Origin of the sequence: Paenibacillus sp. 2RAB27 (genome assembly GCF_052115445.1) — a bacterium.
In the GTDB taxonomy this organism is placed as follows: domain Bacteria; phylum Bacillota; class Bacilli; order Paenibacillales; family NBRC-103111; genus Paenibacillus_E.
In genome coordinates, this window is the sequence record NZ_JBFRGR010000002.1 from 310,601 (window position 1) to 328,395 (window position 17,795).

The following is a 17,795-nucleotide window of genomic DNA, read 5'->3' on the forward strand; positions in this document are numbered from 1 at the left end:
TCGCATTCGATTATCCTTTACTCCTGTTAGCGTGTGACTTCTAGTACATAGACAGACGATGCCTTCAGTTCACAGGTCACTTGAGCGTTCAGAACGGAAACGTCAAATCCTTCACAGACGACAGCCTCCGGGTGATGCACATCATTGAAAGCATCCTCATGTTCCCCTGTTAGTGCCAACAAGCGAGCTGTCCCCGACTCCACAAAACCATCCAACTGCACATCCGTTACCACGTCTTCGAGACTCCGATTTACGATAAAGATCGATAGTCTATCCCCATCAGCATTGCAGCAAGCCACAACGTCCAAATTCGGCAGATTCTCCAGCTTTGGCGCTGTAGGTACTAAGCTATTCACACTAAAGCTACCGCATTCGGTCTGACTCTGAACGACATAGCCTAAGTCTCTATTGGCATACATCTTCATGACATAATAGGTTGGCGTCCCATAAATGGTTAGGGAATTCTCACTTCTGCCAGAGGATTTGCCTCGGAACTGATCCGCATAGAAATCGCCTACTCGGATGCATCCGCCAAGCCAGCCATTGACTAAATCAGAGAAGCTGCCGATCTCGATGAGATCGCTATTTCGAATAAATTCGTTCAAGTTCGCTGCATTCGCAGCAGCTGCTTCAAGGGTGTGTTCATTCGGAAGACCCTTACGAATCGTATTCGGATAGTACATCGTGTTATATTCCGTGATCGCCAATTTCAAATGCGAGTAGCGCGAATCGGAATTGAACAATTCTCTTGCTTTTCGAACAGATTCTCGTGTCCATTCTGGATAAGTGAGAATGGCCTTATACCGCTCTTCTTTTGGCGTGCGATCATTCATCCCAAATCGATTGTAGCCGTGATACAGGTGCAACGTTACATAATCCATATGCTCTGCAGCTCGCTCGACTAGGATTTGGTTCCAATCCTGCTTATCATCGCCACAAGCGAGCAGCTTAATCTCAGAATCGATGGCCTTCATCGCTTGAGCGAATCGCACGTAACGATCAGCGAATTGCTCAGCGCTGCAATGCCCGACCTGCCAAGGTCCCCAGACTTCGTTACCAATCTCCCAGTACTTCACGCCGTACGGCTCCGCGTGCCCATTCGCAGCCCGCAGTTTCCCCATGGGCGTGTCCAAACTCCCGTTACAATACTCAACCCATTCGGCTGCTTCTTCCGGCGTACCGGAACCATCGTTCACGCAAATCAGCGGCTCCACCTGCAAGTCACGGCAAAACTGAATAAACTCATCTGTGCCAAAATACTTATTCGTCCAGCCACCCCATGCTTCGTTCATCACACAGGGACGCTCATTTACAGGGCCAATCGCCTGCTGCCAGTGATAAGCGCTAATATAATTGCCTGCAAGCCGCATCATGCCGGCGTTCAAGTCCCTCGTCATATCGACAACTTCCTTGCGAACATTGCCAACACGATCAGACGGAAGCAGCGAAATATGATCCAGCCAAAGCATACCTGTGGAAACATTATCTCTCCAGCGTTCATGCTCCGCAGGAACATAGATCTTGAATTCCGCTTGCTCACAACGTCGACTGACCTTGATACGAGATGCATATTGTTTCCAGTTATGACTTTCGATCTCGATACGGGTGGAACCCAGAGTTTCTCCACTCGCTTTGTCCACGATCTCCGCTGTAAGAAACTTAATTTCAATAGAAGCTCTTGCATATAGAGCTAACTCATAGCCATCCTGATCTTCTTTTACAGCAATCGCTTGACGAATTCCTGCATAGGCCTCGTCATCGCTATAGATACGAACCAGTTGGCTATGCCCGGAGTGATACGTAGCAGCAGGTTCGAGCGCATAAATCGTGCTTTTCCCATTCGTGTAAGGACGCCAGCTTCCAGAAAGCCCTCTATACGTCACATCGTTACTTTCAAAATCCATATCCGATAGCGGATAGGCCAACATCGCATCCATATGATCGCGAATATCCTCAACGAAATGTCCAAATATATAAGGATTAATTCTGTCCTTGCCAACTTGTTTCGTATTCACTTGAATCTTAGCTTTTGCATGCATGAACAAAACGCTTCCTTCCATCTTTAACCTTTTAATGAACCAATCATAACGCCTTTCACAAAATGCTTTTGTACAAAAGGATACATCAGAAGTACAGGCAAGCTGGAAATAATAATGACGACATATTTGATGCTTTCAGCTAGTAGAATTTTGGATTCAAGACCTACACTGCTGTCCACCACATCCGCTTGACTGACCATCAGCACTTCACGCAGCACCAGTTGTAACGGGTATAAATCTTTGCTGCGAATATAAATCAAGGCGTTGAAGAAGGAATTCCAGTGACCAACCGCATAAAATAGGACCATGACCGCCATAATCGGCTTGGATAACGGCAAGATCACATGGGTTAATAGTTTCCAGTTCGAACACCCATCCATATGGGCCGCTTCTTGGATCTCCCAAGGGATGTTGGATTGAAAATACGTTCTCATCACGATCAAATTATAGGTGGCAATTGCGCCGGGAATGACTAGCGCCCACATCGTGTCCACCATGCCTAAATTTTTCACAAGGAGGTACGACGGGATGAGCCCCCCGCTGAAAAACATGGTTAATGTGATAAATACCATGAAAATTCCCCGCCCAGGCAAGTCTGGCCTCGACAGCGGGTAGGCCGCTAATGTCGTCATGATCAAATTGATAATTGTTCCTACTGCCGTGTACAAAATGGTATTTCCGTATCCGTTCCATATCTGCTCGTTTTGAAAGACATTCCGATATGCCTCTAAGGTGATTTGTTTAGGCAGCAATACCACTTCCCCATTCAGGACCAGCGCAGGATCACTGAAGGAGGCACTAACGATAAATAGGAGCGGATACAGGACCACGATGACGATAAGCAAAGCCAATCCGTTAACCACGGCATCGAATATTTTCTCATCCGACTTCCTTTTCTTGAGCATTTGTTCCTTCATCAAAGGTCCCTCCTCACCATAGACTAGTCTCCGCCTTTTTACGGGCAAAGCGATTCACGAGTAATAATAATGCCAGGTTAATGACAGAGTTAAACAAGCCAATAGCTGCTGTATAGCTGTATTCGCCTTTTAGAATACCTGTTGAGTACACGAAGGTGGAAATCACATCGCTGGAATCCAAGTTCAAATTATTTTGCATAAGCAAGATTTTCTCGAAACCGACATTCATGAAATGCCCTACATCAAGAATAAGCAGAATAACGATAACCGGTAGTATGCCTGGGATCGATACGTGCCAAATGCGTCGCATCCGACTGGCTCCATCCATCTTGGCGGCTTCATACAGCTGCGGATTGACTCCAGCGAGGGCTGCAATATAGATGATCGATTGCCAACCCATATTTTGCCATATATTTGAACTAATGAAGATCGGCTTGAACCACGCTGCCGAATCGAGAAATCGAACCGGATCTCCGCCTAATGCCTCAATAATGGTATTCAAAGGACCACCACGCGGAGATAAGAACAACATCAGCATCCCAACCATGACGACGATGGAGATGAAATGCGGGATATAGGTAATGTTTTGCACAATTTTACTGAACGCTTTATTACGAATTTCGGTAACGATTAAGGCAAGAAGAATAGGGATAGGGAAAGCAAACAATAAAGAGAACAAATTAATCGAGATCGTGTTCCATAACAACCGCCAGAAATAGTAGGATTCTACGAATCGCTGGAAATGATCAAGCCCCACCCATGCGCTTCCGCTAATCCCTTTCGCTGGACTGAAGTTTTTAAATGCAATTTGCAAACCATATAGGGGTCCATAATGGAATACAAGGTAATACACAATGGGAATGAGCAGCATCAAATAGAGATCATAGCGACTACTCAATGTTTTAAAGAGGCTGGAGCGCCTCGATTTGGTTCGAGACGCAACGCCTGCTGTCTTTGCTGTATTGTTCATCTGTAGCCCTCCAGCCGTCAGTCGTGCTTATTGTTGCTTTTTGAGGTTGTCATAAGCAGTCTGATACAGCTTCTGCAGTTCATCTATTTTCATTTTCTTCAACGTGTTCTGGAACTCTCCCCATTTATCAAAGCTAAGGGCTCCAGCAATAAATTTCGTGCTTTGCTCTTCGTAATATTTATCAATATCGTTGCGAAGTATATTGATCTGTTGCGCAGTTTGCTCATCGAACATAGGCGCTGCATAGCGAATCTTCGGCATGAATGGATCAAGTTTCTTCTGTGCTTCTTGAACTTGCGGTGGATTAATGAAGGAAGCAACCTTATCACTGATCAGATGCGGTGCTCCTCCACCGGCATATGGGGTGATTTTGGATTGATTGCCTGTTGCCAAGAAGGCAGCCGTATAATATGGAATTCCGTCTTTCAACTCATAATTCTCACCCTGACGACCGAATCGCAGCATCGTAGATCCCTCGTCGCCGAAGAAGTAATCAACCCAACGCATCGTTGCTTCCGGATTCTTGTTTACCGATGTGATCGCAAATGCACCAAAATCCCTCGGTACCGGAGCAGCTAGTTGGAGTCTATCACCGTGTGGACCCTTTAGCGGCGCTATCCCGATATATTGATCTTGAACTTTCCCATCCAGCATCGGATTGTTCGTCTGATCGAAGAAGAAACCGGTATTTCCTGTCCCTTGCTTTGACAGATATTGTGCTTCCTTCTGTGTAAATAGCTCTTGATCCAGAAGCTTCTCCGAATACAACTTATTTAAGTACATCAGTAATTCTTTATTCCGATCGCTTCCCATCCAGAGATTGACCTTGTCATTCTCCAGGTTAATGTTATAACCCAATTGGAAATCCAGACCGAAAGAGCCAGCCATGATTGGTACAATTGCCAAGCCATTACGCGCTGTCATTGGAAGCTCATCTTGTTTGCCATTGCCATTAGGATCTTTATCCCGGAAAGCTTTCAACACCTCGTACAGCTCATCCGTCGTCTCTGGTTCTTTCAGGTTCAGCTTCTTCAGCCATGCCTGATTCATCCATTTTTTATCCGTTCTTGCCGAGTTGACACTCACAATACCTGGTAGGGCATAAATGTGACCTTCAGGTGTTGTAATGGCGGAGCGAATCTCTGGATACGTTTCCATTAATTTTTTAAAATTGGGTGCGTATGCTTCAATCAGCTTCTCCAGCGGGATTAATTGACCACCAGAACCATAACGAGTTGCCTCTAAAGGAGTAAGGGCCGAGCGATACATAACGTCAGGAAGCTCATTCGAGGCAAACAACAGGTTCTTCTTCTCTGGGAAGCCATCTGTTGGCGCTTCAATAAATTCAACTTGCACATTGCTCATTTTTTCGTAGTCCTGGAACACTGGCATATCTTTGAATGGCCCGTTTGATGGCGCGATTCGTGTAAACATTTTTAGCTTCAACGGCTCCTTCACGATTGGAAAACCAGCAGTAGCTACACCTTTCGAATCATCTGTAGGGGTTTTACCCTCTTTCTCTTTACTAGATGTGTCCGAACTGCATGCGGAAAGTGTCAAGCCCGAAATGACTAACGTTGATAAAAGTACTGTCCCCCAATTTCTTTTCATGCTCTTGTTCCTCCGATCAAAGTTGTTTTCTACCCTGTTAAGAAAGCGTTTTCTAAGGGTTGATCTTAGTATAAGGAATTATCACTTTCCAGAGATTCAACATTTATGACTTTCCATTCTACTATTTTGACTGTTTCAGTTGATCCATATACACCTGCGGCGTCATCTCTGTAATACTTTTAAAAACTTTGAAAAAATACGTATAGCTTAAAAAACCAACCTCACTGCTGATCTGTTTCAACGTATACGTGCCTGACTGCATAAGCATGCAGCTTGTTTGAATACGAACCCGGTTTAAATATTCAGTAAATGTCATTTGCATTTCCTCTTTGAACAGTCTGCTTAAATACGATGAATTCAGATTAAGGGAACTCGCCGTCATGTCCAAGGAAATATTAGAAGCGTAGTTGTCAGCTATATATTGCAGTGCCTTCGTTATATGGCGCGAATAAGAGCCTCCTACATGCTGTTTCTTGATTGCCTCAACAAGGAGTGCATAGTAGTTTACCATCCAAAGCTCAAGCTCAGAGACACTTCCAATACGTCCAAGTTCTGCCCTTGTGGGGATATGCTCGGTATCTTCTAAAGCCGTCTGGGGATTATGCCGCTTCCATACCATTTCAACGAGATGAAGCATTTCACTGACTATGATTTGTATGGTCATCCCATACACAGGCTGGCTGCGCAGTTCAGCAAATATATTTGTAATAAATTGACTAGCTCGTTCGCCATCCAATTGCTCCAGATAAAGCAGCAGCTGCTTCTGTTCTTTCATATTTGGAGAGGCTTTCAATAAAGATGCGTTCGGATCCTGATCGTGCTGAACATTTAAGTCCTGGTTCGCTTTGAGATAGCTAGGACCAACTTGTCTCAAGCTTCCGCATAGCGGCCCTATCGTGTAGACGCATTTTAAATTAAGAAATTTCTCAAGGGAGTGGGATAGCGCACTCATCGCTTGATTCATTTGTGACGTAATGGCATGTTCGCTTCGCTCCTCAGAGGAAAACAAGACGATAAAACGTCCCTCCCCTACGTAGCCTACCGTTCGTTTCTGAACATCGCCAATCGCCATCTGCATGACTTCGATCGCTTGAAGCACTAAGCGATTCTTCTGGACATCGGTTAAAGTCCCTGTCAACAACAGAAAAGGTACGATTTGTACAGCAGCAGATCCATAATTAATTGCATTTGTATAGAGCTGATTGTCACGTGCATAAACCTGCAGCGCTTCACTAGCCTCCTGAACATCTCTAGCCAAATTAGTTACATGCTCGCGAAGAATAACCGGACTTAGGTGTTCAATCATTTTGCTTTGCGCGTTTCGAGCTTCTTCACTTTGCAGCTCCTGAACGGCTTTTTGGAGCAGAGTCAGAAGCGCTGACGCTTGTAATCGATGTTTGAGCAAGTAATCAATAGCCCCATTCATCAGACAAGTCCGAACATAATCATAGTCGTCAAAGCTGCTCAGCATGATCATTTTAACCTTTGGAAATCTTTCCTTGATCTCCTGGCTTAGCTCTACCCCATTCATAATCGGCATGCTGACATCCACGATCGCGATATGTGGCGTCATCTGTTCCATCATGGCAAGTGCCATAGACCCGTTATACGCCTCACCACATATCGTGAACCCATGCTTTTCCCAATCCAACATACTCTTCACGTCATGACGTGCCAACGCCTCATCATCAACTAATAATACTTGAAACATCATTCATCCCTCCTGAAGCAAGTGATTCTTAACCGGCAGTAATGGAAATCTAATCTGCACAGTCGTATACTTATCTGGTTCACTAAAAACAAGCACACCATATGGCTCCCCGAACAATCGTACGATGCGTTCATGGACATTTCGAACACCCATACCACTGAAGCGTGTATTTGTCTGGACTTTATTCCTTTCAAACAGCGCCTCGATCTGTTCCTGGGTCATCCCTTTGCCGTTATCTCTCACTTCGATTCTCAGCTCTTTGTTCTCCTCATAAATACGAATCAACACGACACCCTCATACCCTGAGGCCGATAGTCCATGAAGAATGGCATTTTCCACAAGAGGCTGCAGCATTAACTTCAGAACACTATGTTGTAAAAGCTCTTCATTCTCGACTTCGATCTTCAGTTGCAGTGGCTCTACATATTTATATTTTTCAATGGTCACATAACTGCGGACATACTGCAATTCTTCTTGCAGGGTAAGAAATTCATTCGTATTCCCGAGAACGCCGCGCATTAGCTCTATCAAGGATTGGGATACCTCTACAATATTCGGCACTCCGTTAATCTTAGCCAAATACTTCACCGTATTCAGCGTGTTATAAAGGAAATGCGGACGGATTTGAGCTTGCAAAACGGCCAATTCCGCTTCCCGCTTCTCTTTCTCAGTCGTTACAATCCCTTCAAGTAAACGCTTTAATTCTTCAACCATGCTTTTAAAAACTTGATATAACTGCCCTATTTCATCTTTGGAATGAATTTCGACAGTTGGAAGCGTCATATTGCCCTCCATGACATGCATCATCATCGAACGTAATCTGCGAATATTTCTTGTTATTCTGGAGGAAACTTGCAGCGTGCCTATGACGATGATCACAAAAACAATGATCGCTACCGTGGCTAGTACATTACGAATATGGGTCGTTTCCGTCAACAGAGACTTCATCGGAACGAGTGCCACTGTCGACCATCCTGTATAGTCTGATTTCCGAGTAATGACTAAGTAAGATTGCTGATTAATAATTCTTTCAACCGAACCGTCCGTTCCGGCCATCTGCTGATTGAATTGAATGAAGGTTTCTTTATTAAAAACACTCGATTTAGGTTCATAGATGAACTCATTATTCCTGTCCACCACGTACAGCATACTGTCTGGTGTCGGTTTGACATCATAAATTTTCTTAATAAATTCGTCATTGAGATCGAACATCACCATACCAATTAAATTCCGATTATAACGAAGCTCGCGACCAGTAACGATGGAGTCATTGAAGCCTGTTTGATGAAAATAGGCATGTCCTGACCCATTTTGCAGTAAAGCATCCATCATCGGTGAGAATAACACGTTCTTGTCCAGCCATGGAGATCCGACGAAAAACACTTTCTGGTTCAAACCTATGACGGCCACACGTGAAATGTAAGATTTGTAAGCAATCAATGCGGACAAGAATTCTTCGATCCGCTTCTGCTCTTGAAACCACTCGTAGCTCGGTTCCTCCGTCTTGCTAAGCAGTGTATCCAGCACCGTTTTATTCGTAGCAACGACCGTATTTAATCGACTAACCTCCTCCAAGCGGAGATTTAGTGATTCATCTGCCTGCCGTATACTTTCGTTAACAGAAGTAATTGCATTATTCTTCACGGTTTCTCGCATATATAAATAAACAATACTTGTCACAGCAACGATGCCAATTAACGTAACCAAACTGAATGCGACAAAGATTTTTCCCTGGATGCTTACCGTGGGAGAAATTAGCTTTTTGATAGAGAACAACTTCATGAACGGGCGGCTCCTTTCCATGACATTGATTAACTGGAACATATACAGCAATTTTCGAGGAATTTCCTCACTTTTCAAACTCAACAAAACATACTTCTACTTCTACTTCTACTTCTACTTCTACTTCTACTTCTACTTCTACTTCATATGCCGCTTCTACCATCCAGCCTGTCTCCGCCGCCCACTAAACAAATTAAATGGATTTTATGAAGCTAATTTTGCTGATTTTCACCTTTTGGGAGCATTAAATGGATTTCCTACAGTTAATTTTCACCAAAATCCACCAATCAGCCAATCTCGCTCATATTAGCTGTACTTTTTCCATCTATTCGCTAAATCTCAGGTGGTACGGCGATTTTAGCTGTAGTTTTTACAGTTATTTGAAAGCTAGCTACTAAAATGAGCACACAGCACACTACTTCTACTTCTACTTCTACTTCTACTTCTACTTCTACTTCTACTTCTACTTCTACTTCTACTTCTACTTCTACTTCTACTTCTACTTCTACTTCTACTTCTACTTCACCCTAGCTCAACTCGCTGTCACCATGCCACATTAAATAAGGAGGAAGCTTCAATTAGCCCAAGACTGAGAAAAAACATGAATCCAGCCCAATCCAGAGCTTGATTCATGTTTTTATATTACTCACTATAAGGCGCGATGCATAGCCCCTCTTCATCCTCTTCGACGCCAAGCGGGACAATTCCAGGACGTGTCCGGAAAGGCGCAGTACGGTCGTTGCCAAAAAATGTAGACATGAGTCTGCCGTTATGATCAATAAACATTGTTCCGTGGCCGCCATGCGGGACGGCAAGTCGCCTTGGGGTATACGGGCCGTACAGCTCATCCGCAACCGCATACATCAAATCATACGTACCATCGACGCGTTTATCGCCGTTCCATTCTGCCGCACCCAGAATATACTTGCCCTTATATTTGACGATGAAAGCACCTTCGTAGCCCACTCGCTGACCATCCGAACATAGCAACTTACGAGGGTCTTCCGCAAAGCCCGTCATATTCGTCTTCATCCTAGCAATTTTACCATCCTGCCAAACAAAATACACGTGACCATCCTCATCTTGGAACAGGCTGGAATCAATATCCGTATTCGTCATTCGTCCCATATCAATATAGGGCCCTTCCGCAAGTCCGGTTATGCTTTTAATCATCCCTGTACCGCCGCCTTGAAGTGAATAAGTGATCCAAAATGTATCGTACAGATAGATCATCTCTGGTGCCCACAGACAAGGGTTCTCATAAATGTTGTTCTCCCAGGTACCGTTTTCGGACAAATCCCATACCTTCGCTACATGGTTCCATTCCTTCAAATCGTGTGAGCGCCATATATGGAGCTGGTTATTCCTGTCCCAAAAATTGTGATGCGGCTTATCTGACGTCCCCGTCAAATAATAGGTGCCATCCGGCCCCGTGCTAATATGCGGATCACGAATCGGGAAGTCAGCAATCGGCTTAAGAGTTCCTACCCCGCCTTTTTCAAGCAATACGTCCTCACGTGGTCGAATAAATCCTGATCTCACCAAGGACATTGGAACAATGGCAGGATAGTGCTCAACCAGTGAATAACTGCCACAGCCCGAGAAAGAGGCATGCAACTGATTGTCTACATCAGAAAATAAAGAGATCTGACCGCCATGGGGAAGTGCCAAATACCGCCGGCTGTAGGGGCCATAGATCGATTCGCTCACCGCGACGAAAGTATCTACAGCATCGCTCCCCATTCTAGCAAGGGCATCTGCGCAAAACATATAATAAAATCCTTCCTGTTTGTATAGAAAAGCCCCGTATGTTCCTACCTGCACAATCTGACTATACGAGGGATGATCCTCACGTCCTGCAACCTTCCAAGGCTGAACTTCTGCCATTCGAGGCGATTCCGCGAGACCTGTCATATCTTCTGTCATTCGAGCGATCTGGCCATTTCCATACACCCAATAAACGGCTCCATCATCATCCTTGAACAACGAAGCATCTTGCCCGTCATCCGTTATTTTCCCCATATCCCGATATGGACCCAGAACAGATGCTGATAAGCTTTGGAGCAATCCTGTGCCGCCAGCCTTTAACCCATACGTAATCCAGAACATCCCATGTACATAGTGGATTTCAGGAGAGCAAATGCCAGCAGGGCCCTTGCTTGCCTTCTGCCATGTGCCGTTTTGCTCGAAGTCCCATATGTTTGTCGGACCGTTCCACGACGTTAAATCGGTGGAGGTCCACACTTGTATATTAAAGACATCCGTCGTGCCGGTCAAATAGTATATATGATCCGGTCCTTTACAAATACTCGCATCGCTTATAGCGACATCCAATATTCGTTCTATGGGCACAGCAGATTCCGTATAGCCTGTACATGCGGACCATTCTGTCTCTGGATGCGGAGGCTGCATGAGAAAATCACTTTTCATTTCGATGATTCCTTTCATCTACCGAGTTGTGTTTGTAGCATAAGTATAGCGTGCTTTGAACAAACGCTTAATAGAGAAAGTGGTACGTAAGGTGAGGAAAAGGGACATCAATCATCAAATAAAACTGTTGTGCATAATCATGGATTCTTGGTAAAATGACCGGAAGAAGAAACTGTTTTCGTACTTAGAAACCAAAGAAGAAGAAAGGAACTCCCTAAACAAGCGATGTTAAATATACCTAACAAATCCGGGCCTATCTATCACCTGCCATTAGTTGGAGAACCCCCTCCCCTCAGTGTGCAGTTCTTGGGAATTAATTATTGTGAAAAGGATTATAGGAATATTCGCATGCTTGCTACGATTACCGTTTTCGGTTTCGTATTGTCAGGCCAAGGCGTTGTTAGGGTCGGTACCCAATCCCAAACTGCTTGTCAAGGCGACATATTTATCCTTCCAGCTGGTTGCTACCATGAGGTTACCTCGGACATCCACCACGAGGAGCAATGGAGCTACATCTGGCTTAATATAAGTGGAAACTGGATGATAAAGATGCTCGAAGCGTATCAATTGCTCCCCCATATCGTGACGCAGGACAGCGGATTAGAGCCTCTTTTTCAAGAAGCTATTGAAGCTGCCCAGCAAAAATCTGTCGAGGACATGCAAACCGAGCTTCAAATCATCCTCATGCGAATGATCATTGGCCTCTCTGACATATTGCGTAAAAGAGGTAATGCCTTAACTTCAACCGTACAAGTGATCAAGCAATTTTTGGATAACAGCATCCTTCATCCCTTCGACTCGCCTGAGCTCTCTTCCCATATTGGCCTTTCCATGAAGCAAATGAATCGCTTATTTAAACGAGAAGTCGGAACAACCATCTATAACTATGTCATTACTAAGAAAATAGAATCCGCTAAGCTGATGCTCCTCGACACACGACTAACCATTAGCGAAATTGGTTATAAGCTAGGATATGATGATCCGCATTATTTTTCGAACCTATTCTATAGCAAAACCACTGTGAGACCAAGCGACTTTCGTCGGATATTTAGTCAAAGTGGATAGGTGAGGAGGCAATTTGTGATGATGTCAAAGGGATGAATCCCTGCCGTTGCAAATAATTTCCCAGGAAATCTATCCGCATATCGCGAAGCTTCATCGCTGCTTCGCATTCTCATTCATTCGGCAGAACTCGGCAGGTACTGCGTCTGCAAGCCATACTTCATTCCCCGCATAGTAGAAGACCACTCCTGCTTGGGTAGCTTTCTCTGTATCAATGGCTAATATAATTAATTCCCCTCTGCGTTTTCCAGCAAGCGTTGCAAAGTGAAGTCCTTCGGACAAATGGACATATTGACGATGCATAGGACGTAATCCCTGTTTTAAAATCTTAGGGGCAGCATGCACATTCGTGCCATGGTAGAGTACGGTTGGAGGTATTGCAGCTGGATAGCTAACTTTATCATGGCTATGCTCATATCGGGCTCGGATTCGATCTCCGATAACCTCAAAGCGCTGCTTTTCACAACGCGCGACAACTTCTTTAACATCACTTACGCTAATCTCTGACCACTTCGGATGTGCTCGAAGAACATCTATTAATTCAGCAACCGTACAGGAACCATCGTTAGGATCTAGGCTCAGCCCGAATTCTTCCGGCGAATGCCGAAGTATTTTACTCATAAACTTACTCAATTTTGTTTGCATGTTATCTTCTAACATCCCACTCACGTCCTAAACATAAATTCAAATTTGTTATCACATTTCTCAACTAACCAAAAACCCAACCCTCACATCCGTCTCCTCTTTCATCCATAGCATCGTCTGCCCTTTATGCAGATCCGACTTCATCGATTTCACCAGCTTCTCGATATCCACATTTTGCTCATAATGCCACTGCAGTGCAGCGGATACATATAATTCATTTAACTGGGCAAAAGTAAACCCTTCTGTTAGCTTCGCCGTCAAGAACATCAAGGCGTCATTCAAAAGCTTTCCTATCCCTTTCTGCTCCAAATAAATTTGTCTCAGCTCCTGGTCTAACACATAGACGTAGTCCCCATACGCTTTAGGCAAGTCGCCCTCGGCTCTAAGCGGAGCTGATACAGCCGCTGTTACTTCCTTCATTTGTACTTGTTTCATTTAGCACCTTTTACTGTCGCCATAGGCTTACATTTAGCTACTACTTCAGCCAATCCTGCTCCGACGACACTTTCAATAATTTGATCGACATCTTTATAAGCTTGCGGTGATTCATCTAGAATCGATTCTAATGACCTTTGGTTAACGACAATTTCCTCATTCGTTCCCACTCGCATAGAAGAGGCAAACTCATTCAGCGTTATCAATCTTTTCGTCGCACTGCGTGAGCGAATTCGCCCTGCTCCATGACAGATGGAGTGAAAGTTGGCTTTGCCGCCCGGTGCTCCTACCATAATGTAGGAAGCAGTCCCCATTGAACCCGGAATCAGCGCAGGGTGACCTGTTGTGAGATAAGGCTGCGGGTTATCAGGATGTCCTGCCGGAAGTGACCTCGTCGCCCCTTTGCGATGGACAAAATAAGACTGCTCTTCATGCTTTTCCTCCCACGCATAGTTATGCATAAGATCGTACAACGTGGTCATTTCAAACTTCGAGCCGAACATATCTTTACCGGCCTCACGAATGGCATAAGCAATCAAATGGCGATTGACGACCGCATAATTGAGCGCTGAATACATCAGATTGACATAAGTCTGCGCCTCCGGATGTTCCAAAGGTGCAAATAACAGCTTAGGATCGGCCGTTCCTAATCCGTTCATCCGCATCACCTTTAGCATATCACTGCTGCAATATTGACTCACAGAGCCACCCCATGCACGCGAACCCGAGTGAATCATGATGACCACTTGACCATCGAATAGTCCCCATGCTTCAGCAATCTCTCGGTTCTCTTCCGCAATTTCGATCGACTGAATCTCCGCAAAATGGTTCCCATTCCCAAGCGTCCCAAGCTGACGATGTGACCGATGCCAAACATGGCTCGGAAATCGATTCAATGCATTTTCATCCAAGGTAAATTTACTGCTCTCTACATGTGTAAGCGATGTCGCCTTGCGTGGCGTATACCCGTCAGGAATGTACTTCTTGGGAAGTCCATGCAGCCCTTTGGTGACGATGTGTTCCAATCGAATGTCCGAGAAATAGCCGCGTGAGTGATCTTCAACAGGCAAGTACTTCTCGATCGTCTTCACCAGCTTGCGGCGCAGCTTCACATCCTTAAGTTCATCCTTATGCAGATTCGTCATATGCACGCGCATGCCACAGCCAATATCGCTGCCGACAATTGACGGTGACACATACCCGTTATGCGAATTCCATACTGCTGTCGTGCCTATACAGGTACCAACACCGACATGTACGTCAGGCGTGTAGCTCATATATACTTGATTCGGTATCTGCAAATTGTTGTTAGCCATCTGAAATACTTGATAATCTAACGCTTTAAACAACTCAGGTCCTGCGTATACATGAACGACTCCCGCTGGGAGCTGGACCTCTTGATAGTAATTTTCTTTCATTCGTTCTGTTCCTCTTTTCTTATTATGTGGACGCAAAAAAGCCATAGACCAACATCGTCTACGGCTTTTTCATGTCAAATTTAAACTAGGCATACTCCAAGAGTACCTACGTATTCGTCACAAGTCCGGTTGAGACCGATGGTATGAAGTGCTTTTCAGTTGTCAGGTTATTGATAGAAATTTGATTGCGAATCATATCGTCGGCCTCCTTTCCATTCATTTACAAACATCATACGAGTCAGAGCTAAGAACTGTCAATCCATCTGTGGCGGAAAGATTAATTATAGTGATCAGGCTTATTTATTAAAAACATTGCTGTCTCCCAATCCCTTTTTAGGGGAATACATTAAAACGTCCTTGCTGCCTCAATATCAAATGCAAATTGTGCTTTATGGCAATAGCCCGATGCTGCTGTTAGTCATATGCTGTTTAGTTCACCTTAGTATACTCTTTGGAAGTCCAACGACATCGTACTTGAAGCGATACTTGCCGCTCTTTTACGCGGCTCCTTACGTATTATGGCTGTTTTTTCTAAGTACTAAGGATCATCGTATCTTATACAATGCGAATGTGACTGATGGACGAAGTCCGCTCGATCCGCTTTTTCTGCTTTGTACCGTACTCGTCGTAGCCGGGTATATCCTGATTTCGGTTGTGATTCTCTCCATCTCTTGGTTTCGAACTCGTAAATTGAAACATATGAAGTCTCTTCGTTCCATGCTTCTCAGTTTATTCTTGCTTTTTGCCTGGTTTGTCATGGTCACCTCTCTCTTACAGGTGAAACTAGTGACATCACGGAATGCCATGATTTTATTTTTTATCGGCTATTTGTTCTGGGCAGTTGCCCTTCGTCACTTCATTTGGTCATTACGTTGGAGATCTTTATTTGAAGCATTTTGCGCAAATTCTGGAAAGCTGCACTCAACCTGATGATAATCGGAGGAGACGAATTTGTGTGGATCATTTCATCCATGCATGAAAACATTGAATTAGACACGTTTATTAATGAAAGATTATCTCTATTATACAAACTCCCTTTTCAATATGAGGACATTCAAATCGCCATTTCATTTAGTTCTGGCGTCAGTATGTACCCTAGGGATGCGACGGATATCACGACATTAATGAAGAAAGCGGATGAGGCTATGTACAAAATGAAACACAGCAAATCAACCGTTAAATGAATGTGATCAAGAGATTGGCTGTAAAATGTGTTAAGAGGCCGTCTATTGGCAGCCTCTTAACAGTGTATGATTTTTTTCATGAAGTCCACTTCTGCCTATTCGCCGATCGGCAGACAAATATGAATCGTTGTCCCCTGGCCTTTTTGACTAGTTATATCCAAAGATCCGCTATGTGCATGAATAATTTGCTGTGTCGCCATCATGCCAAGACCCGTTCCGTTCTCTTTTGTACTATAGAAGGGAGAGCCGATTTTAGAAATGAGCTCCTGTGGAATTCCATGTCCATTATCAATGACTTGAACCATGATCGAATCTCCGCTTGGTCTTGATCCCACAATGTCAATCATCCCGCCATCTGGCATAGCCTCCATTGCGTTTTTAATTAAATTAATAAAAACCTGCTTCAACTGAACCCCTACACATGGAATGGCAGGCATTTCCTCTAGATGAAACGTTCTTAATTCAATATTGTTAATTAACGCTTGTGAGCTCATCAGCATGACGACATCCTGAATAATTTGCCAAATGTTTTCACTTTTGAACTCTTGTGCTTTTGGTTTAGCTAAGTACAGCAATTCACTTGTAATCAGCTCGATTCGTTTAAGTTCATCCTTCATGATCGCAAAATAATTTTTATTAACCTCAGGTAAGGTTTTTTCAATAAGTTGGGTAAATCCTTTCAATGATGTAAGCGGATTCCTAATTTCGTGAGCAATAGACGCCGCTAGCTGGCCGACCGCTGTCAGCTTTTCTGCTTGTAACAGCATCGTTTTGCGGTTGTTTTCTTGCGTAATATCTTTCGCAACTCCAAATACCCCCATAACCTCATCATTCACTATGATGGGTATGTTGGTCACTTTGACATCAATAATACCCCCATTTTTGTGATAAGCTTTCGTTTCATAATGCTGGGTAATACCTTTTGCCGCTTTATAAAAACAGCTTTTCGTCTTCTCCAATTCTTCCGGCGGTATTAATGGCAAGTACGACATTCTTAATAGCTCGTCCGCACGGTAACCAATCATTTGCTCCATAGCCGGGTTCACCCGAAGGTAATTCCCTTCCAAATCAAATGCAAAAACAGCATCAGGGTTATATTTAAATAAAGACTCATAATGCTGCTCCTTTTCTAACGAAATGCCCTTCTTTTGTGTAATATCTTGAAAAAAAATCGAAAGACCGCTGGAAGACGGATAGGCTCTCACACTAAACCAAACTGCTAGAGGTGCATAAAAAATATCAAATTCGACTCTTACTTGCTCTTGCATTGCTTTAAAAAATTGGGCATACAAAGTTAGATACACCGCATGCGGGATTTCACTCCACATCGATTTGCCGATGAGCATTCTCGCATTGGGAAATAAAACACTAGACGCTTCCGCGTTGATATAAGTAAACTCCCAGTCCGAATTGACTGCAAAAAATGCATCCGAAATTCGATCAAGTATCTCATTCCGTTCATTTAAGTCAACCATGTTTTGCCCTCATTTCGCGAAAAGTGAATTCAACAAAAAAAGCCTAAATAAGAGCTGCAAAAAGCAACTTTTATTTAGGCTTATGCCCAGCGTTCTTTCTGGTTCATTACCGCCAA

Annotated in this window: 14 protein-coding genes; 3 read left to right on the forward strand and 11 right to left on the reverse strand. The window is 44.0% G+C overall.

Annotated features, from left to right (window positions below):
* Positions 1-26: 26 nt before the first annotated feature.
* The 7 genes from AB4114_RS04095 to AB4114_RS04125 form a co-directional block, all read right to left on the reverse strand.
* Complete coding sequence (locus AB4114_RS04095) at positions 27-2,039, reverse strand: alpha-L-arabinofuranosidase C-terminal domain-containing protein (RefSeq protein WP_441987268.1); 2,013 nt, start codon at positions 2,037-2,039, stop codon at positions 27-29.
* Between the two features lie 23 nt (positions 2,040-2,062).
* Positions 2,063-2,956, reverse strand: a complete 894-nt coding sequence (locus tag AB4114_RS04100; RefSeq protein ID WP_441987269.1) for a carbohydrate ABC transporter permease — start codon at positions 2,954-2,956, stop codon at positions 2,063-2,065.
* A gap of 13 nt (positions 2,957-2,969) precedes the next feature.
* Complete coding sequence (locus AB4114_RS04105) at positions 2,970-3,926, reverse strand: ABC transporter permease (protein ID WP_441987270.1); 957 nt, start codon at positions 3,924-3,926, stop codon at positions 2,970-2,972.
* Positions 3,927-3,953: 27 nt separating this feature from the next.
* Entirely contained in the window at positions 3,954-5,537 is a 1,584-nt protein-coding gene (locus AB4114_RS04110) for an extracellular solute-binding protein (protein WP_441987271.1), read from the reverse strand.
* A gap of 121 nt (positions 5,538-5,658) precedes the next feature.
* Positions 5,659-7,251, reverse strand: a complete 1,593-nt coding sequence (locus AB4114_RS04115) for a response regulator transcription factor (RefSeq protein WP_441987272.1) — start codon at positions 7,249-7,251, stop codon at positions 5,659-5,661.
* A complete protein-coding gene (locus AB4114_RS04120) occupies positions 7,252-9,030 on the reverse strand; it encodes a cache domain-containing sensor histidine kinase (RefSeq protein WP_441987273.1) in 1,779 nt (592 codons plus the stop codon).
* A 642-nt stretch (positions 9,031-9,672) separates the two neighbouring features.
* A complete protein-coding gene (locus AB4114_RS04125) occupies positions 9,673-11,460 on the reverse strand; it encodes a family 43 glycosylhydrolase (RefSeq protein WP_441987274.1) in 1,788 nt (595 codons plus the stop codon).
* A gap of 348 nt (positions 11,461-11,808) precedes the next feature.
* Here AB4114_RS04125 and AB4114_RS04130 point away from each other — a divergent pair, with 348 nt between their 5' ends.
* The gene (locus AB4114_RS04130; RefSeq protein ID WP_441987275.1) at positions 11,809-12,525 is read left to right on the forward strand and encodes a helix-turn-helix domain-containing protein; all 717 of its coding nucleotides are present in this window, start codon (positions 11,809-11,811) and stop codon (positions 12,523-12,525) included.
* 90 nt (positions 12,526-12,615) lie between these two features.
* On the opposite strand, the gene AB4114_RS04135 is transcribed toward AB4114_RS04130, so the two are convergent.
* From AB4114_RS04135 to AB4114_RS04145, 3 genes are read right to left on the reverse strand one after another with little or no spacing between them, the layout of a single operon-like run.
* Positions 12,616-13,167 (reverse strand): RNA 2'-phosphotransferase, encoded by a 552-nt coding sequence (locus tag AB4114_RS04135; protein ID WP_441987276.1) that lies wholly within the window; start codon positions 13,165-13,167, stop codon positions 12,616-12,618.
* Between the two features lie 60 nt (positions 13,168-13,227).
* Positions 13,228-13,602: a hypothetical protein gene (locus AB4114_RS04140; protein WP_441987277.1), complete on the reverse strand. Its 375-nt coding sequence runs from the start codon at positions 13,600-13,602 to the stop codon at positions 13,228-13,230.
* Positions 13,599-15,020 (reverse strand): RtcB family protein, encoded by a 1,422-nt coding sequence (locus AB4114_RS04145; RefSeq protein ID WP_441987278.1) that lies wholly within the window; start codon positions 15,018-15,020, stop codon positions 13,599-13,601. Before AB4114_RS04145 ends, AB4114_RS04140 begins: the two co-directional genes overlap by 4 nt.
* A 357-nt stretch (positions 15,021-15,377) precedes the next feature.
* Here AB4114_RS04145 and AB4114_RS04150 point away from each other — a divergent pair, with 357 nt between their 5' ends.
* On the forward strand, positions 15,378-15,950 hold the full coding sequence (locus AB4114_RS04150) for a hypothetical protein (protein ID WP_441987279.1): 573 nt from the start codon (positions 15,378-15,380) through the stop codon (positions 15,948-15,950).
* Positions 15,950-16,204, forward strand: coding sequence for a diguanylate cyclase domain-containing protein (locus AB4114_RS04155; protein WP_441987280.1), 255 nt, complete (start codon positions 15,950-15,952; stop codon positions 16,202-16,204). The genes AB4114_RS04150 and AB4114_RS04155 overlap by 1 nt, the downstream gene beginning before the upstream one ends.
* 95 nt (positions 16,205-16,299) lie before the next feature.
* Here AB4114_RS04155 and AB4114_RS04160 read toward each other — a convergent pair whose 3' ends face one another.
* Positions 16,300-17,679: a PAS domain S-box protein gene (locus tag AB4114_RS04160; protein WP_441987281.1), complete on the reverse strand. Its 1,380-nt coding sequence runs from the start codon at positions 17,677-17,679 to the stop codon at positions 16,300-16,302.
* Between the last annotated feature and the right edge of the window lie 116 nt (positions 17,680-17,795).

Bases quoted from the DNA above. Each gene is read 5' to 3' on its own strand.
- AB4114_RS04105 (WP_441987270.1), bottom strand. From the start codon at position 3,926: ATGAACAATACAGCAAAGACAGCAGGCGTTGCGTCTCGAACCAAATCG.
- AB4114_RS04115 (WP_441987272.1), bottom strand. From the start codon at position 7,251: ATGATGTTTCAAGTATTATTAGTTGATGATGAGGCGTTGGCACGTCAT.
- AB4114_RS04120 (WP_441987273.1), bottom strand. From the start codon at position 9,030: ATGAAGTTGTTCTCTATCAAAAAGCTAATTTCTCCCACGGTAAGCATC.
- AB4114_RS04160 (WP_441987281.1), bottom strand. From the start codon at position 17,679: ATGGTTGACTTAAATGAACGGAATGAGATACTTGATCGAATTTCGGAT.
- AB4114_RS04145 (WP_441987278.1), bottom strand. From the start codon at position 15,020: ATGAAAGAAAATTACTATCAAGAGGTCCAGCTCCCAGCGGGAGTCGTT.
- AB4114_RS04130 (WP_441987275.1), top strand. From the start codon at position 11,809: ATGCTTGCTACGATTACCGTTTTCGGTTTCGTATTGTCAGGCCAAGGC.
- AB4114_RS04140 (WP_441987277.1), bottom strand. From the start codon at position 13,602: ATGAAACAAGTACAAATGAAGGAAGTAACAGCGGCTGTATCAGCTCCG.
- AB4114_RS04100 (WP_441987269.1), bottom strand. From the start codon at position 2,956: ATGAAGGAACAAATGCTCAAGAAAAGGAAGTCGGATGAGAAAATATTC.
- AB4114_RS04110 (WP_441987271.1), bottom strand. From the start codon at position 5,537: ATGAAAAGAAATTGGGGGACAGTACTTTTATCAACGTTAGTCATTTCG.
- AB4114_RS04125 (WP_441987274.1), bottom strand. From the start codon at position 11,460: ATGAAAAGTGATTTTCTCATGCAGCCTCCGCATCCAGAGACAGAATGG.
- AB4114_RS04095 (WP_441987268.1), bottom strand. From the start codon at position 2,039: ATGCATGCAAAAGCTAAGATTCAAGTGAATACGAAACAAGTTGGCAAG.
- AB4114_RS04135 (WP_441987276.1), bottom strand. From the start codon at position 13,167: ATGCAAACAAAATTGAGTAAGTTTATGAGTAAAATACTTCGGCATTCG.
- AB4114_RS04155 (WP_441987280.1), top strand. From the start codon at position 15,950: ATGATAATCGGAGGAGACGAATTTGTGTGGATCATTTCATCCATGCAT.